Annotated in this window: 15 protein-coding genes and 2 pseudogenes; 9 read left to right on the forward strand and 8 right to left on the reverse strand. The window is 62.4% G+C overall.

All coding sequences use genetic code 11. The features are described 5' to 3' along the window. From OBACDRAFT_RS16320 to OBACDRAFT_RS31280, 5 genes and pseudogenes are all read left to right on the forward strand, one after another. A partial coding sequence (locus OBACDRAFT_RS16320) for a dihydrolipoamide acetyltransferase family protein (protein WP_043587472.1) occupies positions 1–789 on the forward strand: 789 nt, incomplete at its 5' end. 150 nt (positions 790–939) lie between these two features. Further along, positions 940–1,356, forward strand: coding sequence for a helix-turn-helix domain-containing protein (locus tag OBACDRAFT_RS16325; RefSeq protein WP_043587474.1), 417 nt, complete (start codon positions 940–942; stop codon positions 1,354–1,356). Between the two features lie 120 nt (positions 1,357–1,476). Beyond that, a complete protein-coding gene (locus OBACDRAFT_RS16330; RefSeq protein ID WP_043587476.1) occupies positions 1,477–2,394 on the forward strand; it encodes an aminotransferase class IV in 918 nt (305 codons plus the stop codon). A gap of 93 nt (positions 2,395–2,487) precedes the next feature. Beyond that, on the forward strand, positions 2,488–3,609 hold the full coding sequence (locus OBACDRAFT_RS16335) for an efflux RND transporter periplasmic adaptor subunit (protein WP_043587512.1): 1,122 nt from the start codon (positions 2,488–2,490) through the stop codon (positions 3,607–3,609). A 152-nt stretch (positions 3,610–3,761) separates the two neighbouring features. After that, positions 3,762–6,970: pseudogene (locus OBACDRAFT_RS31280) on the forward strand (efflux RND transporter permease subunit). A 77-nt stretch (positions 6,971–7,047) separates the two neighbouring features. On the opposite strand, the gene OBACDRAFT_RS16350 reads toward OBACDRAFT_RS31280, so the two are convergent. The 5 genes and pseudogenes from OBACDRAFT_RS16350 to OBACDRAFT_RS16365 form a co-directional block, all read right to left on the reverse strand. Then, positions 7,048–7,671: a hypothetical protein gene (locus tag OBACDRAFT_RS16350; protein WP_043587479.1), complete on the reverse strand. Its 624-nt coding sequence runs from the start codon at positions 7,669–7,671 to the stop codon at positions 7,048–7,050. A 5-nt stretch (positions 7,672–7,676) separates the two neighbouring features. After that, positions 7,677–8,834, reverse strand: coding sequence for a 3-dehydroquinate synthase (gene aroB, locus OBACDRAFT_RS16355; protein WP_081722125.1), 1,158 nt, complete (start codon positions 8,832–8,834; stop codon positions 7,677–7,679). Between the two features lie 289 nt (positions 8,835–9,123). Then, positions 9,124–10,191 carry a heavy metal translocating P-type ATPase gene (locus OBACDRAFT_RS29985; protein WP_232767264.1) on the reverse strand — a complete coding sequence of 356 codons (1,068 nt, stop codon included), beginning with the start codon at positions 10,189–10,191 and terminating at the stop codon, positions 9,124–9,126. A 238-nt stretch (positions 10,192–10,429) separates the two neighbouring features. Beyond that, a pseudogene (locus OBACDRAFT_RS31060) lies at positions 10,430–11,425 on the reverse strand (P-type ATPase actuator domain-containing protein); the annotation flags it as partial. A 125-nt stretch (positions 11,426–11,550) separates the two neighbouring features. Then, on the reverse strand, positions 11,551–12,639 hold the full coding sequence (locus OBACDRAFT_RS16365; protein ID WP_043587481.1) for a LacI family DNA-binding transcriptional regulator: 1,089 nt from the start codon (positions 12,637–12,639) through the stop codon (positions 11,551–11,553). An 89-nt stretch (positions 12,640–12,728) separates the two neighbouring features. Here OBACDRAFT_RS16365 and OBACDRAFT_RS16370 point away from each other — a divergent pair, with 89 nt between their 5' ends. The 4 genes from OBACDRAFT_RS16370 (at position 12,729) to OBACDRAFT_RS16385 (ending at position 20,156) form a co-directional block, all read left to right on the forward strand. Beyond that, on the forward strand, positions 12,729–14,075 hold the full coding sequence (locus OBACDRAFT_RS16370) for a hypothetical protein (protein ID WP_052362138.1): 1,347 nt from the start codon (positions 12,729–12,731) through the stop codon (positions 14,073–14,075). Between the two features lie 69 nt (positions 14,076–14,144). Next, positions 14,145–14,831 carry a type II secretion system protein gene (locus OBACDRAFT_RS16375; RefSeq protein WP_043587483.1) on the forward strand — a complete coding sequence of 229 codons (687 nt, stop codon included), beginning with the start codon at positions 14,145–14,147 and terminating at the stop codon, positions 14,829–14,831. A gap of 39 nt (positions 14,832–14,870) precedes the next feature. Then, complete coding sequence (locus OBACDRAFT_RS16380; protein WP_232767266.1) at positions 14,871–19,265, forward strand: DOMON domain-containing protein; 4,395 nt, start codon at positions 14,871–14,873, stop codon at positions 19,263–19,265. Between the two features lie 12 nt (positions 19,266–19,277). Beyond that, entirely contained in the window at positions 19,278–20,156 is an 879-nt protein-coding gene (locus tag OBACDRAFT_RS16385) for a carbohydrate-binding family 9-like protein (RefSeq protein ID WP_052362139.1), read from the forward strand. Positions 20,157–20,201: 45 nt separating this feature from the next. Here the strand turns inward: OBACDRAFT_RS16385 and OBACDRAFT_RS16390 are convergent, their stop codons facing one another. The 3 genes from OBACDRAFT_RS16390 to OBACDRAFT_RS16400 all read right to left on the reverse strand — a co-directional run bounded on the left by OBACDRAFT_RS16390 (position 20,202) and on the right by OBACDRAFT_RS16400 (position 22,825). After that, complete coding sequence (locus OBACDRAFT_RS16390) at positions 20,202–20,618, reverse strand: hypothetical protein (protein ID WP_043587487.1); 417 nt, start codon at positions 20,616–20,618, stop codon at positions 20,202–20,204. A gap of 108 nt (positions 20,619–20,726) precedes the next feature. Then, positions 20,727–21,134 (reverse strand): hypothetical protein, encoded by a 408-nt coding sequence (locus OBACDRAFT_RS16395; RefSeq protein ID WP_064499553.1) that lies wholly within the window; start codon positions 21,132–21,134, stop codon positions 20,727–20,729. 5 nt (positions 21,135–21,139) lie between these two features. Beyond that, positions 21,140–22,825 (reverse strand): serine/threonine-protein kinase, encoded by a 1,686-nt coding sequence (locus OBACDRAFT_RS16400; protein WP_043587489.1) that lies wholly within the window; start codon positions 22,823–22,825, stop codon positions 21,140–21,142. Positions 22,826–22,933: the final 108 nt, after the last annotated feature.

The raw sequence follows: 22,933 nt of genomic DNA on the forward strand, positions 1-22,933 counted from the left end.
CCCCCCCGCGCTGCGTCAGCCCCATCCCGTCCTCAATCGACAATCGAAAATCCAAAATCGAACATACAAGAAGAGCGCACCGTCCCCGTTTCGACCATGCGCGGCGTCATCGCCAAACGGCTCTTGGAATCGAAAACCACGATCCCCCACTTCTACCTCGACATCGATATTGATGCCACCCCCCTCCTCAAACTCCGCGAACAACTCAACACCGCACTCGCCACCACAGTAACCGGCGACGCCCGTCCCCCAAAAATCTCGGTTAACGACTTCATCCTCAAAGCCAGCGCCGAAGCCCTCCGCCGTGTCCCGGCGGTCAACGCCTCCTGGACCGACACCGGATCGGGGCCATCTATAAAATACCACGCCGCTGCGCATGTATCCTTTGCCGTGGCGATGGAAGACGGGCTCATCACGCCCGTTGTCCGCGACGCCCACACCAAGACCGTCGCGCAAATCGCCGCCGAAGCCAAAACCCTCGGCAAACTCGCCAAGGATAAAAAGCTCAAGCCCGACCAATTCCAAGGCGGCACCTTTTGTGTCAGCAACCTCGGTATGATGGGCATCCCGCGATTTTCGCCCATTATCAACCCGCCCAACGCCGCAATATTGGGAGTCGGTACGACGATTAAAAAACCCGTGGTTAACAAAGACGACCAGATTGTCATCGGCCAAGTCATGACGCTCACCCTGAGCTGCGACCACCGCGTGGTGGACGGAGCCACCGGCGCGCAGTTCCTCGGAGCACTCAAGGACGTGTTGGAGAACCCGCTCCTGCTCCTCGTTTGAACATCTGTATTTTCTGCTTCATTATCTTTATTCCCTTCTATTCTCCCCTCCCTCCCTGCCGCGATTACCATGTGCAATAAAGTTTTTTAGAAAAAAACATCAATTTCATATTGCCAAACCATAATCGCAATATGATTGTGTCCATCCGCTATGGTAATCCAAAAAATCAAAGAATTAGAAGAGCTGAAAGCTCGCGCCGCCAAACTTGCGGCCTCTATTGACGCAGAACGCACCGCTGAACTGGCTGCGCTCCCCGGCAAATACGGCTATGATGATGTCAACGCTTTCATCAAAGCCCTGAAACAAGCCGCTGGTGTCCGCAAGAGCCGCAAAGGATCCAAGGCCCCGAAGGCCGCCAAATCCGAAGGTGGCAAACGCACCCGCGCCAAGATCACGCCCGAACTCAAAGAACAGGTGAAAGCCGCCGTTGCCGAAGGCAAGACCGGCTCCGAAATCGCCGCCGCATTCGGCATTTCCCTGCCCAGCGTGCAGAATATCAAGAAAGAGTTCGGCTTGGTAAAGGCTCGTGAAGCCAGCGCCCCCGCCGAGACTCCCGCAGCTTCCTGATAAAGCCAGTCTGCTTTATTAATTCCAAGCACACGCCTCGTGGATTTTCTTCCACGGGGCGTTTTTATTTGCACGCCACGCGACGCGGGCGTTGTTGGAGCAGAAGTATTTTTCGCAACCATGGGCACTCCCTTTATACAGGCCAATACCAACGGTCGTCTGCATCGCGCCGACGAACCCTCCATCAGCCCGCTCAATCGCGGTTTCCTCTATGGCGACGCCATTTATGAAGTATGGCGCACCTATCACGGCGTCCTCTTCGGCTGGGAGGAACACTGGGATCGCTTGGAACGCTCCGCCTCCGCCCTCCACCTGTCCCTCCCCTTCACCCCCGCCGCCATGCTCGGCGAAATCCAAAAAACCACCGCTGCCTTTCGCGCGTCCACTGGCGAGCAGGGCGATCTGTATGTTCGCCTGCAAGTCACCCGCGGCTGCGGCCCCATCGGTCTCGACATTGCCCTGGCCGACCGCACCGACTTCGTTCTCCTCGTCCAGCCCGTGCCCAAACTCAGCGCATCGAAACTGGAGGAGGGCCTCAACCTCTCACTCGCCACCACCCTGCGCCGCAACCCGGCAGACACGCTCAACCCTGCGTGGAAAACCGGCAATTACCTCAATAACATCCTCTGTCTGCGCGAGGCGCGCGCACGCGGCGCGGATGAAGTCGTCATTACCAACCAACGCGGCGAGATCACCGAAGCTGCCGTCTGCAACATTGCTTTCGTCAAGGGCGGCGAATTCATCACGCCCGCGCTTGATGCAGGCATTTTGGCCGGCATCACACGAGGATTGCTGTTCAGCGATGTCGCGGCCAAGGCAGGCGTGCGAATCCGTGAAGACGTGATTCTCCCCTCCGACCTGCCCGCAATGGACGAATGCTGCCTGCTCTCGACCACCAAGGACCTGCAACCGGTGGGCTCGATTGATTCGCATCGATTCAAGACCGGCCCCGACACCGTGACGCGCCACGTCAAAGCCGCCTTTGCCGCCTTTGCCCGCGAAGTTGCCAACCGCCGCCGCAGCGAACTGGCCGCATAGTAGGATCACGCTGAAAATTTCCCTGCCCTCGGGCAGCTCGCTGGTTGCATACAGCGCAACCAGACCTAGTTTCGCACGTCAACTGTCTCCGTAATGTCTTGTTTCCATCGCTCCCTCAGCACGCTTCCCGTTCTATTTTGCGGACTGGCGCTGCTCCTCGCCACCACCTCCTGTAAACGCTCCGCGCCACCACCCGCCGCCATCGCCCCCGTGCCCGTGCGCGCCGCCAAGGCGGAACTGCGCACCGTCCCGCTCACCCACAACGCCGTGGGCATCGTCCGCTCCCTGCGCACCGTGGAGATTCAGAGCCAGGTGGACGGCGTCATTGAGGAAGTCCACTTCCGCGACGGCGACACGGTAAAAGCGGGCGCACCCCTGGTCACGCTCGACCGCCGCCCCTTCGTGGCGGGCCTTGCGCTGGCCGAGGCCGAACTCAAACAGGCCCAAGTCGCCGCCGAACGCGCCAAAAGCGAATTTGATCGCTACAAAAAACTCATCGAAGGCGGTCTCGTCTCGCAGGAAACCTTTTTGCAATACTCCGCCGCCGACGCCTCCTCCCAGGCCGCCGTGGCCGGCAAGGAAGCCGCCGTCGCCAGCGCCCGCCTCAACCTCGGCTACGCCACAATCAAAGCCCCCTTCGCCGGACGCACCAGCCGCCTCGCCCTCCGTGAAGGCTCGCTCGTCAAGGCCAACGACGCCACGCGCCTCCTGCTGACCATCAACCAGATCGCCCCCATCGCGGTGGAGTTTTCCGTCACCGAAAACATTCTCGCCTCCGTCCGCGCCGCCCTCGCCGCCGGGGAAATTCGCGTGGTCGGACGCCTGCAAGACGGCTCCGGACGCGAAGTGATCGGCCACCTCGACTACATCGACAACACCGTGGACGCCACCACCGGCACCATCGCCCTGCGCGCCGTCTTCCCCAACGAAGACCACGCCCTCTGGCCCGGCCTCTTCGTCAGCGTCACCGTATTCCTCGGCGAACTGCGCGACGCCACCGTCGTCTCCGCGCAAGCCATCATGGACGGACAACAAGGATCGCTCGCCTTTATCATCAAGGAAGACAACAGCATCGAAATTCGCGACGTCACCATTGGCCGCCGCGACACCGACTTCGTCGTAGTGACCAAGGGAATACAACCCGGCGAAACCATTGTCACCGACGGCCAGATCCGGCTCACGCCCCGTTCGCGTGTCACAATAATTAAAAATTAGGAATTAAGAATTAGGAGTTGGGAAGTCCAGGCAACCGACCCCCAAACCGCAACGCAGCCAAAGTCCGTTCCCTGATTCCTAATTTCCCCCCCCCCCATCCTCCTTTTCTCCGAAATTTCTAATTCCTAATTTCTAATTCCTAATTTCTCCGAATGAATCTTCCCACGCTCTGCATTCGCCGTCCCGTGATGACCACGCTGCTCACGATGGCACTGCTGGTTTTTGGCATCGTGGCCTTTCGCTCCCTGCCCGTAAGCGACATGCCCAATGTCGAGATGCCCACGCTCACCATCCGCGCCGACCTCCCCGGAGCATCGCCCGAGACAATGGCCTCCGCCGTGGCCACGCCCATCGAAGGCCAGCTCGCCACCATCGCCGGCATCGATTCGATGACCTCGATCAGCACGCTCGGCAGCACCCGCATCACCCTCCAGTTCTCCCTTGACCGCAACATCGACGCCGCCGCGCAGGACGTGCAAACCGCCATTTCCGCCGCCCAGCGCAGCCTGCCCACGGAGATGACCAGCACCCCCTCCTTCCGCAAATCCAACCCCGCCGACACCCCCATCCTCTACATCACCCTCAGTTCCCCCACCCTCCCCCTCTCGCAAGTCAACGACTACGCGGAAAACACCCTCTCTCCCCGCCTCTCAATGATCACCGGCGTGGCGGATGTCACCGTGCATGGCTCGCAAAAATACGCTGTTCGCGCCCGCTTCGACCCCCGCCTCCTCGCCGCGCGCGGCATCAGCATCGACGAAGTTCGCGCCGCCCTCGCCGCGCAAAACGTCAACCAGCCCACCGGCCAGATCGACGGCGCGCGGCAGACCTTTACCGTTACGGCCACCGGCCAGCTCATGACCGCCCGCGAGTTTCGCGACATCGTCGTCACCTGGCGCAACGGCGCCCCCGTCCGCCTCGGCGAACTGGCGACCGTCGCCGACAGCGTGCAAAACATCCGCATTGCCAGCACCTACTTCGAAGGCGGCACGGGCGACTCGCGCCGCACCATCATGCTCGCCGTCATGAAGCAGGCCGGTTCCAACACCGTGGAAGTCGTGGACCGCATAAAAGCCATGCTCCCCGCCTTTCGCGCGGAACTGCCCGGTGCGATCAACCTCGACATCATGCGCGACGGCTCCGCCGCCGTGCGCGAATCCGTGCATGACGTCGAATTCACGCTTCTGCTCTCCGTCGCGCTCGTGGTCATGGTCATCTTCCTCTTCCTGCGCTCGGCGGTGGCGACCGTCATCCCGAGCGTGGCCATCCCGCTCGCGCTGCTCGGCACCTTTGTCGTGATGCACTTTTACGGCTTCACACTGGACAACTTCTCGCTGCTGGCGCTGACCCTCTCGGTCGGATTCGTCGTCGATGACGCCATCGTGATGCTGGAGAACATCGTGCGTTACGTGGAAAAAGGCATGCCCGTGCGCGAGGCTGCGCTCAAGGGCGCGGGCGAGATCGGGTTCACCATTCTCTCCATGACGCTCTCGCTCGTCGCCGTGTTCATCCCGCTCATGTTCATGAGCGGCGTATTGGGATTACTGTTACACGAGTTTGCCATCACCATCACCGCCTCGATCCTCGTGTCGGGCCTCGTCTCGCTGACCCTCACGCCGATGCTGTGCAGCCGCTTCCTCAAACCGCACGCAAGTTCGAACAGTGATTCAGGAAGTGGCGCGGGCGTCCCGCCCGCTTCGGAGCAGATTGCGGGCGAGACGCCCGCGCCACTCCAACCCCCCCCCCCCCCCCCCCCCCGCCATCCGAGCACGGACGTTTCTACAACGCCTGCGAACGCGTTTTTGTCGGGATGCTCCGGTTTTACGAACGCACCTTGCAAATGTGCCTGCGCCACCGCGTGCTCACCGTGAGCACGGCCCTGCTCTCGGTGGTGCTGACGGTGCTGGTGTTCCTGCGACTGCCACAGGGCTTTCTCCCGACCGACGACCAAGGGCTCATCATCGTCAACGTCGAAGCCGCGCAAAGCACCTCGATCGAGGCCATGCGCGCCTACATGGACGAATCCTCCACCATCGTCGCCCGGCACCCCGCCGTGGACGCCGTGCAGTCCACCATCGGCGGCGGACGCAACACCGGCACCAACAGCGGCAACATGACCGTGCGCCTCAAGGACCGCTCCGAACGCGCCTCGGCCTTCCAAGTCGTCAACGAGTTGCGCCGCCAACTCTCGCGCGTCGTCGGCATCCGCGCCTATCCGCAAGTGCCGCCCACGATTCGCATCGGCGGGCTCTCGTCCAAGGCCGCCTATCAAATCGCCATCTCCGGTTCCGACCTCACCGAACTCTACGCCACCGCGCAGGAAATGGAGGAAAAGCTGCGCCCCCTGCCGCAACTGGCCGACCTCAACAGCGACCTGCAAATCACCAGTCCGCAACTGCGCGTGCAAATCCAGCGCGACCATGCCGCCAAAATCGGCATCACGCCCGAGCAGATCGAGACCGCGCTCTACAGCGCGTTTGGTGCGCGTCAGGTATCCACAATTTACACACCGTCGGCGCAGTATTACGTCATCATGGAGGCCGAACCCGAACTCGCGCGCGACCCCGCCTCGCTGCTTTCCGTCCACTTGCGCACGATGAACGGCAAACTCGTGCCGCTCGACACCGTGGTGGACGTGCAACGCACCGTCGGCCCGCTCAGCGTCGGCCACCTGGGGCAGTCGCCTGCGGTGACGTTTTCCTTCAACTTGCAGCCCGGCTATTCGCTGGGCGACGCGACCACCGCCGTCGCCCAAGTGGCGTCGGAAGTGTTGCCGCCCTCGATCACGTATTCGCTGCTCGGCACCGCGCAGGCGTTTCAACAATCGCTGGCCGGCATCGGCTGGCTGCTCGTGCTGGCGGTGTTCGTGATCTACGTAGTGCTCGGCATTCTTTACGAAGACTTCATCCACCCACTGACGATTCTTTCGGGCCTGCCCGCAGCAGGTTTTGGCGCGTTGCTGACGCTATGGCTGTTTGGCGAGGAGCTTAACATCATGGGTTACGTGGGACTGGTCATGCTGATCGGCATCGTGAAAAAGAACGCGATCATGATGATCGATTTTGCGATGGCGGCGGAACGCGAACAGGGCGCGGATTTCTCACCGGACAAGGCGATTTACCAAGCCTGCATCGTGCGTTTTCGACCGATCATGATGACGACTTTTGCCGCGTTGGCGGGCGCTTTGCCGATTGCGCTCGGTTTGGGTGCGGGAGCCGAGTCACGCCGCCCGCTGGGCCTTGCGGTGGTCGGCGGACTCATCGTGTCACAGGTGCTCACACTCTACCTCACGCCGGTGATTTATCTCTACATGGAACGCTTCAAACGCCGCTGGCGCGGCCATCCTGAATCATCTCACTGATGTTACGCAGGCAGAGCAAGGAGCGGCGGCAGGATGCCGCCGCTCCGTCAAGGCACTCCGCGTAACATCAAGTCATCTCATTTGCGCGACGGCGGGCGCGCGGTCGGCAAGTCGAGTTGGGCGTCGCGCAACAAGTCGTATTTTTTCAGGATGCGCAGCACTTGGAGCGTGTCACTTTTGCCGTAGTTGCGGTTGACCTCCACCTTGTCGATCAAGTCGAGCAGCATCGCACGGAACGACAGGATGCCGTCCACGCCGCGCTCTTTAAGCAATTCCACGCTCTGCGTCCGATAGGGCTCCTGCGTGGGCAGGCTCGGGAGCACGAGAATCCGCGCCAAGTCGGGCGTTCCGCCACCGGCATCCTCCGCACTCGGGAAAAGCCGCGCAGCCTCGCTGGCCACCTGCGTTTCGAGAAAACGCAAAATTTCCGGTGAATTGCGCAGCGTCCCCGGCGTAAATACATCCGTGTGCCACGGTTTGATCGCCACCACCGCGCGATGCAGGTACGGCAGTTCCGACGAGAATAGAAAAAAATCCGGCTTCCGCAGTTCGCCACGCCACATCGGGTTGTACACGACAAGGTCAATCTCCTCGTCCAGCGTTTTGCGACGCGCCATCACCTGATACTTCCGGGCCTGACGGACCAGAAAACCATTCTGTTCAAAAAACTCGCGGACAATGCCTTCGTCGATGGCGGACATATGCTTTAAACCTCCCCCGCTGTCTGTTCGCTGTTCGATATTGGATGTTGGATGTTCGACGTTGGATGTTCGACGTTCAAGGCCGCTCCCACGTCCACGAAACTTGCCTCGGCCAGCACCGGATCGATGCCGCCCTGCGTCGCCGCCTCACCCAACGCCCGCAGCACGACAAACCGCAGCGTCCCGGCACGCACCTTTTTGTCGCGCGCCATCGCCGCCGTCAGCGCGCCGATCGGCAGCGGTTCGCGCAACCGCACCGGAAGCGCATGCGCCCGCACCACGGACTCCACCCGCGTCACGGCAACGTCGTCGATGTATCCAAGCCGCCGCGACAAACGCGCCGCCGCGCACAGCCCGACCGCCACGGCCTCGCCATGCAGATACGTGCCGTAACCGGTGACCTGTTCGATCGCATGGCCAAAGGTGTGTCCCAGATTGAGCAGCGCGCGCCCGCCTTCGGCCGCTGTCTCGCGTTCGTCGGCCTCGACAATCGCCGCCTTGATCGCGCAACACCGCCGGATGACGCCCGCCAGCGCAGGGCTGTCCGCCTGAAGCGGTGTTTTTTCGAGTTCCTCAAACAGCGACCGGTCGCCAAGCAATCCGTATTTGATGACCTCCGCCATGCCCGCCGCAAATTCGCGCGGCGGCAGGGTGACGAGCAGATCGGTCGAAATAAAAACCGCCTTGGGCTGATGAAACGCTCCCACAAGATTTTTTCCTGCGCGCAAATTGATGCCCGTTTTGCCGCCCACGGAACTGTCCACCATGGCGAGCAGCGTGGTCGGAATCTGGTAAAAACCGATGCCCCGCAGGTAGCTCGCCGCGGCAAAACCCGCCAGATCGCCAATCACGCCGCCACCGATGGCGACAAGCACGGAAGAACGGTCGAGCCGGTTTTCCGCCAGAAAATCAAGCACGCGGCCCAACTCCGTGAGCGACTTGGTTTCCTCGCCCGGCTCCAGCACGAGCAACGGCGCATCGCCGATCATGGCTTGGAGCGCCTCGGATTGCTGCCGGTGGATGTGACGGTCGGTCACGACGGCGCAGCGGCGTCCCGCAGCCTGAAGCTCGGCGAGCGTAGAGCGCACCTGAAACTTCAAGTCCGAACCAAAATGGATCGAATAACTGCGTTCACCCAGCCGGATATTGAGAGCGTCGGACATTTTGTTGTTTTTTAAAAATCCACTAAACTTGTTGTCGATCAATGGGTCAAGCAGCGCAATGGCAATCTCAATAAAAGATAATGAGACTCTATCTCACGATTTTTATTGACGGAATCTTCCTGCTTTTGCCACGCTGCATTCACCAGTGAGCTTCAGCCCGTCAAGCGGGTGGCCGCAATGGTTAAGGTCAACACAAGTCGTTAGGTCCGCGAGGTTTGGTCGCCTCGCGGACCACTTGTTTTCCGGGGGGGGGGGGGGGGGAGAGGAACGCAAACGCGTCTGTTGCCTTTCACCCTTCGCGTCTCCCCCACAGCAGGCGCAGTGAATTGAGGCACACCACCACCGTGCTCCCCTCGTGCGCGGCCACGCCCACGGCCAGCGGCACCGCGCCGATGATCGAGGCCAACGCCATTATGACCACCACGCCAAGCGCGATGGTCAGGTTTTGCCGGATGATCGCGCGCGCCCGCCGGCTCAGACGCAGCGCGGCCAGCACGTTCTCGATGCGGTCGTGCATCAAAATCACTTCGGCCTGCTCCAGCGCGGCGTCGCTTCCGCGTGCGCCCATCGCAATGCCCACATCGGCAACGGCCAGGCACGGCGCGTCGTTCACGCCATCGCCCACCATTGCCACCGGACGTCCCGCCGCACGCAACTCGCGCACCGCCTCCACCTTTTGCGCCGGCGTCAATCCCGCCTGCACCTCATCGACCCCCACCACACGCGCCACGTCCATCGCCGCCAGATGCCTGTCCCCCGTCAACATCACCGTGCGAATGCCTTCCGCGCGCAGTTTCTCCAGCACCCCGCGCGATTCCGGCCGGATCTGGTCGCGCAGCAACAAACGCCCCAGCAAATCGCCCGCCACCAGCCACACCTCGCTCATACCGGCAGAGGCCGGGGGCAGGTCACGCGACCACGCGCCGAGCGGTCCCGATTCCAACAATTCGCGGCGTCCCATCACCACGCGTGCGCCTCCCACCTGCCCCCCCACTCCGTGCCCGGTGAAAGACTGGAAACGCTCCACGCCCTGCTCCACCGCCCCGCGCGCCCGCGCATCGCGGACGATGGCGCGCGCCAGCGGATGTTGCGAATTCAACTCCAGGGCGAGCGCGTATTCCATCACCTCGCACTCACGTCCCGGCGGGAAACTCTCCCATGATTCCACCGCCAGTTCGCCCGTCGTGAGCGTGCCCGTTTTGTCGAGGGCAATGACGCCCACGCCGGCCAGTTTTTCCACCGCCGCCCCGCCTCGAAACAGCACCCCATGCCGCGCCCCCCAGGCGATGGCCGCAAGGATAGCCGACGGGATCGACAACACCAGCGCGCACGGACTCAACACCACCAACAACGTCATCGCCCGGTAAAACGCCGACCCCCCCCCCCGCCCCTCCGCTGACGAAAGCCGGCAACCCGAGCCCCAGCCACCACNCAAAAAACATCACGGCGCACACGCCCAGCACGCCGACCGTGTAACGCGCCCCAAACTTCTGCGTGAACCGCTCGCTCGGCGCGCGCAGTTTTTGCGCCGAGTGGATGAGGCGGATGATCTTTTGCAACGTGCTCTCGGACGGCAGCCGCTGCACCTTGAAATCCACCGCGCCCCACAAATTGAGCGTCCCGCTAAACACCTGCGCCCCCCTGCCCTTCTCCACTGGCACCGCTTCGCCGGTGAGGTTGGATTCATCACTCGCGCTCTCGCCGCGCACCACCTCGCCGTCCGCCGGGAACACCGCGCCCGGCTTCACGCGCACGATGTCCGCGATGCCCAGCTCCTCGACGGAGACCTCGCGCTCGCGACCATCGGGCAACACCAGCGTCGCCTGCTTGGGCGCGGACTTCAGCAACGCGCTGACCTCACGATGCGTGCGGTTGACGGAAAACTCCTCCATCGCTCCCGACGCCGAAAAGAGAAACAACAACAACACCGCCTCGCTCCAAGCCCCGATCATGACCGCCCCGACTGCCACCGCGAGCATCAGGAAATGGATGTCCACGCGGATCCGGCGCAGATTGTGCCACGAGTCGATGGCCGCATCCCACCCGCCCGCCACGAGCGCCACGCCGTAGAGTCCCGGTGCCAGCCAGCGCGGTCCCGCGCCGAGCCGCTCGATCACAAACGCCAGCAAACCCGCGGCTGCGCAAATGCCGGCGAGGAGGGCGAGTTGTTTCCACTCGCTTTCGTCGCCTCCCGCCCCTCCCGCCCGGTCCTCGTCAATGGTCCCCTCCTCGTCGGCGCCGGTGATGTTGCGCTCGACAAGGTCGGGCCAGGCAAATTCCCGCCAGCGCCAGAACCGCGGGACCGTGGCGCACCCCGGACGCGCCAGTTGGGTGACGCCCTCCGCCGTTTGCTCCAGCGTGTAACCGGGCGGCACACGACCGGCGGCGACATCCGAAGTTGTGCTAGCCAGATGCTCGTCGATGGCGGCGAGAGTGGCGTTGAGCCGTTCTTGCAACGCGGCGGCATCGACATGGCCCAGCGTGGCAAGCGACACTGTCCGCGCTTCCAAATCGAGCCGCACGGCTTCCACGCCGGGTTCACGACGCAAAAATGCCGCCAACGTCTCAGTCCATGTGCTCTTGTTTCCCATAAAACTCCGCCAACGTAGCACGACTTCGCCGCCACGCCAGCAGAAGCTTGATAAACAATAAGTTGCAATCCAGATTCAGTCTCAGTCGAGGACGGAAAGGAAAAGGAACCATCCAAGTAACATGACTACATTTGGAAAATTGTTTTTCCAGCAGAAGCGAATGCGGGATCGCGCGCCTGCTCTCGCGTCGTTTCACCATTCATCCATTCGCTGGCGAGCATGACAGTCTTGGCCTGCGGGGGCACCCCGCGTTCGTTGTGGTTGATCTGCTCCACCACCAGATCGACCGCCACCGCGCCGAGCAGGCGGTTGTTTTGGTTGATGCCGGAAAAGCCCGCCTGATCGCCTTGGAGGTTGAGACTCGCCAAGCCGATGTCACGCGGCACACGTTTCCCGAGTTTCTGCAACCAGCCGCGCACCTCCGCATGGAGTGTGATGATCACCTCCGGTTTCTCGCGCTCCACCCACTCGCCAAATCCGTCGGGATGCCAGTCATGCCAGAGGAAAACCGGCAGACGGTGTCCTTTCGGCAACAGGGAGCGGAACGACCAAAGCGCCCCCGTCCACTTGTGCTCCACGCGGGCGTCGTCCTCGTAGCGGATCGCCAGCCCTATGCGCCGGTAGCCCAGGTCGCGCAGTCGCGTAACGGCCAGCCGCATAGAACTGAACTGGTCATTCACGGCCCGGTGCAACACGGCCCCGCGATAGCTGAACCCGATCGTGGCGCAGGCAAATCCGCTCCAGTCGAAATCGATGTCTGGAATCGGGTCCGACAACGGCGCGAGGATCACCCCGAGAATGCCGCGTGCCTGGAGCACTTTTTCCATGCGCACGGTGCTCATGCCGGGCGCGTTGAGCGCGAAACGTTCCAACTTGTAACCGAGAGTCCGGGCGCGCTCGTTCCCTCCCTTGTAAATCGACGACAACCACAAGCCGGCCTCCTCGTCGTAAACATGTTTGTCCAGATGCCAGGTCAGAAACGCGATCACCGGCGATCCGGGCGTCTGCCCTATCCTGTTGCTTCGCACATGGGCCATGAGCGCCGCCAGCATCGGATTTGGCCGCCAGCCGATATCCATTGCTATCTTTTGGATACGAGCCCGCGTTTCCGCCGACTGGCGCGGATGGTTTTTCAAAGCACGCGACACCGTCATCACTGACACGCCAGCCAGTTCTGCGATTTGCTTCATCGTTGGGGTGTTCTGATCGGCCATGCGTGACCTTTATGTGTTATGATTAACGCATCCTGTCAATTGCGCTCGTGCATCATGGATTCGATTTTATCGAGAACGCATACTTACCCATGAACAAAAATATCATTCTGTCCCTGATCATGGCGTTCGCCGCCACTCTGCCGGTCTCCTCGATTCAGGCCGCTGACAAATACTGGAATGCCAACAGTCCCGCCTCCGGTCTCTGGGCTGGCAGCAACAACTGGGCATCCACCGAGACCGGTCCCGCCAATACCGGTTTCACCTCCGCCAGTGATTCTACGATCATCACCCAAAGCGGAGCCATCATCTCGCTCTCCAGCTTGAGTACAGTTACGACGTTAGGTCTGGAAATCCGCAACGGAGCACGGATCACCAGCGGTCCAACCGGCAACAACGCCCTTACACTCACCGGAGCCGGCAACGGTGACTTGGAGTGGAGAGGTATTACTGCCGGGACGTTCAGCCTGACGCTGGGTGCCACCACCGCGTGGATCGGCTCCATCACCGACACCAGCACCAATGCCACCTCGCGGATAGTGGTCAGCAATGTGGCCGCCGTCAGCACCTCCACCAAAATCGCCCTCAACGGCACCGGCTCATTTCTCCTGAACACCGGCACCCAAGGGTTCACGACGACCATCGGCGAACTCTCCGGTAACAGCACATCTGCCATCATCGGCCTGATGAACGCCGGCAGCAACCGCGTCCTTCGTGTCGATCAGTCCACCAATACTACCTACGCCGGTCGAATCATTACCGATGCCAGTAATCGCACCATTGCCTTTGAAAAATCCGGCACCGGCCGCCTTCGCCTCACCGGTGGCACGACTGACTCCGCCAGCACTTGGAACAACGGCACCAACGTCCTTGCCGGCGAACTTTACATCAATGGCGTGACCAGTGGCCAAGGCACCTACACCGTCAGTTCCGGTGCCACGCTCGGCGGCACAGGTGCCATCGGTCTCAAGACCGACGCCACCATTACCGTCAAGGACGGCGGCATCCTCAACCCCGGTGATATCAGCGATCTCGGCATCGCCTCCACCGGCACGCTGACCATCACCGGTACGTCCGGCGCTGGACTCGTATTCGAAGGCAACGCCACCATCCTCTTCAATCTCGACGGCGACAAAATCGTCCTCAATGGCGACACTCTGACCGGCTCCGCCGCGACAGGCAGCATCATCACCTTCGACTTCAGCGGCTCCTCTACGAGTGTCGTCGGCTCGACCATCGACCTGATCGACTTCGGCGGCACCCCCGGCATCGACGACACTGCCTTTGCCGCCTCCGGTGACTGGACGGGCAATTTCAAATACCACGGCAACATCCTCCAGTTTGAGGTCGTCTCCGCTCCTATTCCCGAACCCTCGACAGTCGCTCTGGCCCTTGGGCTTGGTACTGTTTTGGTTGTCCTTTTCCGTCGTCGCCGCTGATCGATTCGTGCCCTCTCTTGCTGCTTTCTTGGTTCCCCGCCCTTTTTCCGCCAATCTTCCCTGTTCCCCATGAAAACAACCCGTCACGCTGCTTTCACGCTCATCGAACTCCTCACCGTTATCGCCATCATCGGAATCCTCGCTGCCATCCTGATTCCCGTCGTCGGCGCAGTCCGCGCGAAGGCAGACGCCAGTATGTGCTTCAGCCGCATGAGGCAGATCGGCGTGGCCATCAACAACTATACGACCGACAATCGCGGCAAGCTCCCCGGTCCGCTTCCCGATAGTTATTTTTGCGGCTGGGCTGCCTCAGCTGCGGCGGAAAAATACGTGATTGGCTCCCGTCTCCATCCCTATGTCAGCGGCACCCCGATCACCTCCACCCGCCAATACGATGAGGTTTTCATGTGCCCCACTCTGGTAAAAAATCCCTCCAGTGATCCCGCCACCACCACCGTGGGGATTATCATCACAAAAATTCTCAACTTCTCCGCCCGAGACCCCAACGGGGCCGCCGGTTCCGGCGTCAACCCATGGGGGCAAGGAACGGACGAAAGCGTCAGCCAAGCACCTCAGGACATCAGCGGCCTCCCCCTCTCCCGCATTTGGGCCATCCGCGAGTGTTCCATCCAAAACACCAACTCCACTCCAACTCGTCGTATCCCCACCTACGTCCCGCACGGCGACACGCTCAATATCCTCTATTTCGACTGGCACGTCGCCAAAGAACCTGCCGAGAAATACAAGAAGAACTGACGCCCCCCCCCTTCCTTCTGCCGCGTTGAACCCATTTTCATGATACACGCCACAACCATGTCCAGACGCCTCGCCCTCGCCGCCTTTATTCTCCTCCTAGCCATTCTCCCCGGTGTCTCCACTCGCGCCCGGGCGCAGGCCAAACCCGAACCGCCTGCCGCCAACATCCCCCACGTGGCCTCTCTTGCACAAGGCGGCCGCTCCGTCACGCTCGACGGCCGTATCGATCCCGATGAATGGCGCGGCTCCGCCCTCCTTTATCCTGCGATGGAAATCAATCAGGCCGACGCGCACGAACGTCCCACTCCCCGCGACCCCGGAGCCAACCGCACCACCGTTTATCTCAAACACAATGACCGGCACCTCTGGGTCGCCGTCGATTGCATCGAAACCCAGCCCGGCTACCCCGAAGCCCATCCCCGTCCGCCCGGTGGCAACTTTTTTCAAGACGACGCCGTCCAGGTTGTACTCGGCCTCGCCGACCGCAGCGTCGTGCAGCGCGACATCCTCGACATGGGAGGCTACGAAGGCGCGCTCGGGGCCGCCGGAGTCGCCGCCGACAACTACTACCAATACATCGTCAACGCCGCCGGAGCCCGCGAACGCCAGTGGAACGAACTCCCGCTCAAAAACCCCCGCTTTGAATCCGCCGTCGCCCGCACGAAAACCGGCTGGAGCATCGAATACAAAATCCCACTCGACAGCTTTGGTGCCACGCCCGAGGTCCGCCGTTACCTCGCCGAAGACAACGCCGACATTTTTCTTAACGTCATCCGCATCCGTCCCCCGGCCATGACCGGCTGGCACCTCCCCAGCTTCGGCGGCTACCGCCCCATGCCTTTTGGCCGGGTGAAACTCCTCCCCGCCCCCTCCACTGTTGCCGGCGGTATCTCCGGTACCGTCACTCCCGCCGAGGTTGCCGCAAAAAAACTCGCCACGACCATCGAAACACCCACGCGTATCAAGACGCGCACTACCGGACTCGCCCGGACCGACAAGATCGAAATCGGATACTATCCCCTGCAAGGCTCCATTATCGGCATCATCGACGGAAAACTGCCCGCCTCCGCCGCCCAAGCCGACCGCGCCCTCCTTCGGGTTTCCGGTCATCCCGACACCGAAATCAAACTCGTCCCCAATCGCCGCCGCCAGTTCGCCATCCTCCCCATCACCCCCGGCAATCAATCCGCCCGCAAAGCCGAATTCATCCTCTACGCAAAAGACAAATCCGTCCACACCGTCACCCGCGACCTCCCTGCCGTCACCGCGCCCGAGTGGTTCAACACCGACGCCGGAACAGATTACCTCGACAAGAAAATCCCCGACCCTTGGACGCAGCCCGTGGTCGATGAAAACGCCCGCACCATCACCCTCGTGGACAAAACCCTCCGCATTGGGGCCTACGGACTTTTCGACTCCATCCGTCATGGAGAGACAGATACCCTTCAAGGCGCTTCCGAAGTGCTCGTCTCGACGAGCCGCGGCCCGGTCCCGCTCACGCCGCGCGTCCCGATGGTCAGTATCGACGGAAACTCCGTGCGAGCCAGCGCCCTTGCCACCGCCACCCTCCCCGGCGGTCCCGTCACCCTCGAAACCCGGACGCACGTGGATTTCGACGGCTTTACCGTCGTGAAGATGCGCCTGCAAGGCATCCCCCCCGCCGAACTCTCGCACTTCTCCGTGCGCATCCCGATCAATCCGCAAATCGCCCGCTACATCCACCGCGTCCACGTGCAGCAAATCGCCGCCCTTGACGGATTCGGCTACAACGGCTCCGCCGGCCCGCTCTGGACCGGCAACCTTGAGCAAGGACTCTCCTTCGCCAGCGACACCCCGCTGTTCCACTCTTCGGACACGCGCCGCCAGGTTCGCGTCGTGGAGAACCGGGGACAGCCCGCCTGGATGGAATTCAACTTCGTCGATGCCGCCGGGCAACTCGCCGCCGTCCCGGCTGCCAGCCTCTCCGACCTCACCCAAGCCAACGCCAACCTCACCCCGGAAGGTGCCATCCTCTTCCGGTTTCTCCTCCAGCCGACCCCCACCCGGCCCCGCCCCGAACTCATCGCCAGTCCACGTGTGAGCGACTACAAATTTGAAATGTGGAGCGACTGGCAGGGTTACCCCGACCTCGCCAAGCTGCCCGAAATCAAACAATGGTCCACCGCCCTGCTCGACGCCGGCCGGGTTCCCATTCTCTACACCTGTCAGGGGGTCTCCGAGAATTCGCCCGGCTTCGCCGAATTCAAGGAAGACATGATGATGCAGCCTCCCTGGATGTTTTATCGCCGCCACCACGCGCCGGACAAAGGCGTGCCGGTCTGGGCCACCAGCAAGCGCGGACCGGAAGGTGATCTCCAACTCCATGCCTTCCGTCGACTCGCCAACGAAGCCGGCGTCTCCGGCATTCTCAGCGACGGCCTCAGCATGCCTTGGAACGACGAAAACCCCGGCAATGCCCGCGGCGGCGGCCACCCCGTCCGCCTCGACTGGGACGCGGACATCCCCTCGCGTCTCGTCGCCCAGCGCGATTTTCTCAAACGCCTCCGCGGCATCTTTTCCGACACCGGCCGCCCCATCGCCTTTATCGCCCACACCGGCGGCGGCCTCGACCCGCACACGCTCTCATTCTTCGATTACTACGTCGAAGGCGAACAACTCTCACGCTACCCCATCAACTATCGTCCGCCGCTCGCCAATTATGCAGTCGGTTACAGTGGCCAGTCCTTCGGCCACTTCGGCACCTTCTGGGTAAAACGCTGGATACGCTCCGACGGCCCGTATTGGGCGCTCACCTACGCTCTCCTTCACAACAACCAGATGCGGGACAACAATCTTTATCAGGATGTCATGAAAACCATCAACGAGGGTGGCACTCCCGTCTTTCACCCTTGGTGGCGGCCCATGCCTCATGTGATCCTCCGTAGCGAAACCGGAGATACGCGACTTTCGCGTTACGATGGTTCCCGCGCCACCATTCTCGCGGTCGGTAATTTTGGCCTGTCTCCCGACAAGATCGACATCGCGCTAGATCTCCCCGCGCTCTTTCCCGGCGCAGGCCCTCTTCCGCTCGTCGCCGAAGACGTCCTGACCGGCGTGCGCATCCCGATCGAAAACGGTGGCATCCGCCGGACACTCGATGCCGGCAAATGCCTCGCCATCCGCATCGAAAGACCGAAATCAGGCAAAACTGCCGCCTCCCTTGCCCCCTGGGCTGTCGGCCCCGGCATTGATGACTGGGCAACGACAACCGCTGGCACTCAGACAACGCTCGTCACTTCCGAGGGGAAAACGTATCCTGCCATCACCCTGACGAGTTCCAAAAACGGCGGCGAAGCCCGCGCCCGCCACACCTCGCGCACGCTTCTCGACGGAGGCATGCTCGAAATCCTCGTCAAACCGCAAGACCAATTCAGTATTCATCTTGGAGATACGGCCATCGTCTACAAGGACGACGAATGGACAACTGCCGGCATCAATGCCGCCGCTGCCTACGGCCTCCCCGGAGGCAGGGAGTCCGGTGACCTCGACACGACTTTCATCGGACGCTATCGTATCGGCTGGCCCAATCCCGGTACGCTCTTCAATCCCTCGCTCAAAACCGGTGCCGCGAATTCCGGCGTCCATCACCTTCGCCTCACACTGACTGGACGCATCCTCGATGCCACCATTGACAACCAGCCGCTCGCCAAAGGTCTCGTCTGGACTCCGGCAAACCGTTCCCTCGGCGCTCCCCCCTCTCCCATGGAAATCGCCCTCTCCACGACCGATGGCAACACGCTCACGTTTGCTCCACTCGCCATGAGCAGCGAGCCCGTTGCGCTCTATGAAGGCGGTCTCATCTCCGCGCGTGTCTCGGCTGCTCTCCTGCAAGAGCCGTTCGATCTCTCCGATATTCCACCTGACCGCTGGACGGTCAAAAAAGGGCGCAGCGTAAAGACCGCCGTCAGCACGCTCGACGGGAAGCCCGCGCTCACCATCAAATCCGGCGCCGATCGCGCGGTTGCCACACTTGATCAGACGGTGGGCGACACGTTCTCCGCTGTTCTGAAACTCGAGACAATGCCCGCCCGTTGCTTCCTGCGCATCGGCCCCATCACGCTTCGCCACGATCCCCGCTGGGTGCTGGACGGTCCACTCAACGGCTGGGGACGCGGCATTGGTCCGCGCACCTCCGACAAGGCGACCTCCCCGCAACCCAAGATTCCGGAAGGCAGCCCCGTGGTAATCCGCATCAGCATGAAAAACGGCGTCCTTGACATGGTCGTGAACGACGAACTCCTCGTGCGCGGTGTCGCCTTCGACATTCCCAAAAGCGGCAACACGCTGACGCTGGAAACGTGGGGCAAGTTTGACGCAACCTTCCGTCTTCTCAAGCTCAGCAGCGAACCCGCCGAACTTTACGCCCCGCTCGTCACAGACCATCCGGTTTTGTAGATTCACCTCTTCATGATCCGTTCCCACTTCGCCGCCCGGCTGGCCACCACCCTGATTATCGGATTCATGATCTCCCTCATGTCATCGTCATGTAAAACAAACTACATCTCCACGCTGCCCCCCGTGGCAACGCAACCGTCCGCCCCACGTGGCACGGGTGGTCTGGTCCCCGAACACCATGTGCCCCGTGTTGCCGTGGGCAGCATTACCATTGACGGACGTGCGGATGAACCGGCCTGGAACCTAGCTCCACCGATTCCTTTGTCCAACTACTGGCCTGACCGTCCCACGACGCAGCGCACCCTTGTTCGTCTCCTGCACACCGGCACGCATCTGCTCGTCTCCTTCGTATGCGAGGACGACAACATTGTCGCCACGCATACCGCACGCGACGACCACACCTTCCGCGACGATTGCGCCGAGATCCTCTTCGCCGCGCCCGTGGACGGGCCGCCCAACGAGGGACTCAACATCGAAATCAACCCTGCTGGTTATTGGAACGATGTGCTTTTTCGTGTTCCGAACTGGCTCAATCACGACTGGAGTCCGTCGGATATCGAGGTCGCCACGAACATCACTCCTTCCGGCTGGAGCGTGGAGTGCAGCATTCCTTTTTCCGCGCTTGCGGATGTGGTGAACACCCGCGGTTACGACGCCATCTTCGACCCCGCGAAGCGCGACTTCGCGCGCGCCGAGGCCGCTCTACGCCAGACGCCACCCGTCCGTCTCCGCGCCAACTTCGCCCGCTGGCATCGTCCTGAAAACGCCATGACCATCTGGAGCGATCCACAACGTCCTCGTCCGCATCCCTTGGAACTCGATCGCTACGGCTGGCTTCTTTTCCAGCCTGAAAAAGTCATCCGGCAGGAATCTCCCTCGAAGATTTTCTAACAGACGCAACCAACCGGCAGAGAGTTCGCAGGTCCAGCCAGCCTTCTATGTGCGTTGCTCGAAAATCACTTCACGCGTCGCGCCAGTAGCGTCGAGCGTTTCGATGCGCAGGATGCGCAACTGCGCTCCCTGACTGGCAAGCAGAGTGCGCAAGGCATCGGGCAGATCGTGGTCCTCGGTTACGGTCTTGCCGTGCTGGGTATAAGTGACGCGATACGCCGTCTCGCCTGCGCCGGGGTCGAGTTGGCGGACCGAGGGAAGGGCGTCGGGGTGGACGCGGAGGGGGGACTTTTTGCCGGGTTTGCGGCGTTGGTCAGAGGGGAGGAGGGGGCGCGTAAAGGGATAGGGGTCGCCGCCAAGGAGGGTGTTAATCTGCGTCTCCAAATCATACACGCGCACGAACTGCGCCTCGCGGGCGAGGAGCAGTTCGTTGATGCGAATCGTGTGTGGCTCGATTGACACGGGTGTTTGCAGAGTGCCGACGTAATGCGGAGCATTTAGCCCGCACTGTGAGTTGTTCGCCCAGCGGTGCGGGCTAAAGCACCGCACTACGGCAGCGGCGGCGTGACGTCAGCTTTTGTCGTCGGCGTCGTTCGCGGTGTCGGTGTCGTCGGTGGCGTCGGTGGCGGCATCGGTGCCGGCGTCGGCATCGTCACCCGCAACGGAGGCGGCGCGACGTCCGGGGCCTTTACGCCCGGACCCGGCGGCACCCGCTGCGCCTCGAAGCACGGTCTCGGCCCGGGGATCGAATCCGGCCACCGGGAGCGGGGGCGCGGGGAAAGGGAATCCGCCCGGTTCGCCAAGGACGTCCTCGACTTGGGTTTCGAGGGCGGCGATGCGCTCGTAGGCGCGCAGGCGCTCTTCGAGAAGCTGGTCGATCTGCACGCGGGCCTCAAGGGCTTGCCGGATGATGTCAGCCTCGGCTCCGAGGACGATGTCGCGGAAGCTGAGGGTGGAGGTTTTGGTTGCTTTTGCCATGTCGGTTACTGCCAGAAGAATTTTTTGAGTTTGCGGAAAATATCAGGTGCTGCGGGAGGTGCAGGAGGCATCGCGCGCGCGGCGGCACGGGTCGTGGCACGCGGCGAAGGGGAGAGCGTCGGGCTGGTGACGACGGCGTCAATGTTAACGTTTGTCTTTTTGCCGGAGCGGGCGGAGGAGGAGGAGGGGGGAGAGGGACGAGTGGCGCGTATGGCGGCGGCTTCGCGGGCGGCCCCGGCCACGGCGGGATCGGAGTCGGCTTGCCAGTCAGACAACAATTCGTCGGGCGCGTTGGGGTGGCGGATGGCGGCGATGCGAACGGCACGGGCGGGGTCGCGGACAATGTCGTAAAGGTCGGCGCGCCGCCAGTCGGGACAAGCGACAACGGCGAGGACGCGCACGGTGGGCAGCGGATCGGCGATGAGTCGGCGGGCGGTGTCGAGAGACAGTGAACAGGGAGCAGTGAACAGGGAACAGTGGGCAGTGGGCGACTGTTCACTGTTCATTGTTAACTGCTCACTGTTCACTGTTAACTGTTCACTGTGCAGGAGCGCGCAGTGGGTGCGGAATTCGGGGCTGTGGGCGATCAGGAATTGGGCAAGCGTGGCATCAAGTCCGTCGCGGTAGGCGAGAGCTGTAAGGACAGAGGGGAGACGGGTGGCGGCGAGTTCCTCGATGAGGGGGGGGGGGACGGCGGGGTTGCGGGCGAGGGCGGCGCAGGTGGTTTCGTCGGCGCGGCCAACGAAGTAACGGGCAATGGTTTCGTCGAGCGCGGGGTTGGCGGCGAGAGCGGCGTGGATGGCAGGGTCGGTGTCCTGAGCGAGAATGCTTTGGAGGGGGCGGCAGAGTTCGGGACAGCCGGCGACCCAGACGCGTTCGTCGGGCTGGCCCCGGGTGGCGAGGAAGAAGAGGTCGGTGTCGTCGAGTTGGGTGGAGGCGCTGGCACCGTCGGCTTCATCGGCGCTGATGGCGCGGACGGCGGCGCGGCGCACGGTGGCATGGGGGGAGCGAAGGAGGAGGCGGCGGACTTCGGCGGTGAGTTCGCGGCGTTGAAAGAGGGCGAGTTGCACGTCTTCTTCGTCGCAGGCGGCCCAGCCGAGGAGGATCTCGGGCTCGACTTTGAGCGAGGCGACGGCGTGAACGCGAACGGCGGCGCTGTCGTCGGCACCGAGGACGAGGGCGAGTTGGGATTGGGGGGCGGCAGTGGTGGCGAGGTGGAGGCGGACGCCGGGGTCGGCATCGGTGGCGAGGATGGCCTGATGAGGGAGACGCAGGGAGGGGTTGGCGGCGAGCGAACGGCGAACGTCGGGCGATGGGTCGGTGGCAAGGGTGAACAGGTCGCGCGGGGGGAGTTGCGGGTGGGCGGCGGCCTGGGCGCGCACGGCGGGGTCGGCGTGAGCGGCAAACTGGGTGAGGAGGTGCGGCGGGGTGCGGGGATTGGTGGCGAGGTGGGCAAGGAGGCCGGGGTCGGGGTGGGTGGTGCTGAGGGCGTCGTCCGCGAGTTCTTCGAGGAGATGACTGGGAGAGAGCGAATAGGCGGCGACAAAGGGGCGGGCTTCGGGCGCGTCGGCGGGAGGGAGGGCGGCGAGTTCCTGGAGGAGACGCGAGGGGAGCGGGGATTTGCGCAGGGCGTGGGCGGTGCGGCGCACGCCGTCGCGCCGGATGCGTTCGAGAAGGTCGGTGATGGTCATGGGAAATTAAGAATTAAAAATTAAGAATTAAAAATTGGACGGAAACAGGATGGAGCAGCGGTAAGTGAAGGTTCCATGTGAATGGATAAATGCAGACGAAGAGGGGCA

The organism is Geminisphaera colitermitum TAV2, assembly GCF_000171235.2.
Lineage (GTDB): Bacteria > Verrucomicrobiota > Verrucomicrobiia > Opitutales > Opitutaceae > Geminisphaera > Geminisphaera colitermitum.

Excerpts from the sequence above, each read along its gene's own strand:
- OBACDRAFT_RS16325 (WP_043587474.1), top strand. The coding sequence starts at position 940 with ATGGTAATCCAAAAAATCAAAGAATTAGAAGAGCTGAAAGCTCGCGCC.
- OBACDRAFT_RS16330 (WP_043587476.1), top strand. The coding sequence starts at position 1,477 with ATGGGCACTCCCTTTATACAGGCCAATACCAACGGTCGTCTGCATCGC.
- OBACDRAFT_RS16335 (WP_043587512.1), top strand. The coding sequence starts at position 2,488 with ATGTCTTGTTTCCATCGCTCCCTCAGCACGCTTCCCGTTCTATTTTGC.
- OBACDRAFT_RS16350 (WP_043587479.1), bottom strand. The coding sequence starts at position 7,671 with ATGTCCGCCATCGACGAAGGCATTGTCCGCGAGTTTTTTGAACAGAAT.
- aroB (WP_081722125.1), bottom strand. The coding sequence starts at position 8,834 with ATGTCCGACGCTCTCAATATCCGGCTGGGTGAACGCAGTTATTCGATC.
- OBACDRAFT_RS29985 (WP_232767264.1), bottom strand. The coding sequence starts at position 10,191 with ATGACGTTGTTGGTGGTGTTGAGTCCGTGCGCGCTGGTGTTGTCGATC.
- OBACDRAFT_RS16365 (WP_043587481.1), bottom strand. The coding sequence starts at position 12,639 with ATGGCCGATCAGAACACCCCAACGATGAAGCAAATCGCAGAACTGGCT.
- OBACDRAFT_RS16370 (WP_052362138.1), top strand. The coding sequence starts at position 12,729 with ATGAACAAAAATATCATTCTGTCCCTGATCATGGCGTTCGCCGCCACT.
- OBACDRAFT_RS16375 (WP_043587483.1), top strand. The coding sequence starts at position 14,145 with ATGAAAACAACCCGTCACGCTGCTTTCACGCTCATCGAACTCCTCACC.
- OBACDRAFT_RS16380 (WP_232767266.1), top strand. The coding sequence starts at position 14,871 with ATGATACACGCCACAACCATGTCCAGACGCCTCGCCCTCGCCGCCTTT.
- OBACDRAFT_RS16385 (WP_052362139.1), top strand. The coding sequence starts at position 19,278 with ATGATCCGTTCCCACTTCGCCGCCCGGCTGGCCACCACCCTGATTATC.
- OBACDRAFT_RS16395 (WP_064499553.1), bottom strand. The coding sequence starts at position 21,134 with ATGGCAAAAGCAACCAAAACCTCCACCCTCAGCTTCCGCGACATCGTC.
- OBACDRAFT_RS16400 (WP_043587489.1), bottom strand. The coding sequence starts at position 22,825 with ATGACCATCACCGACCTTCTCGAACGCATCCGGCGCGACGGCGTGCGC.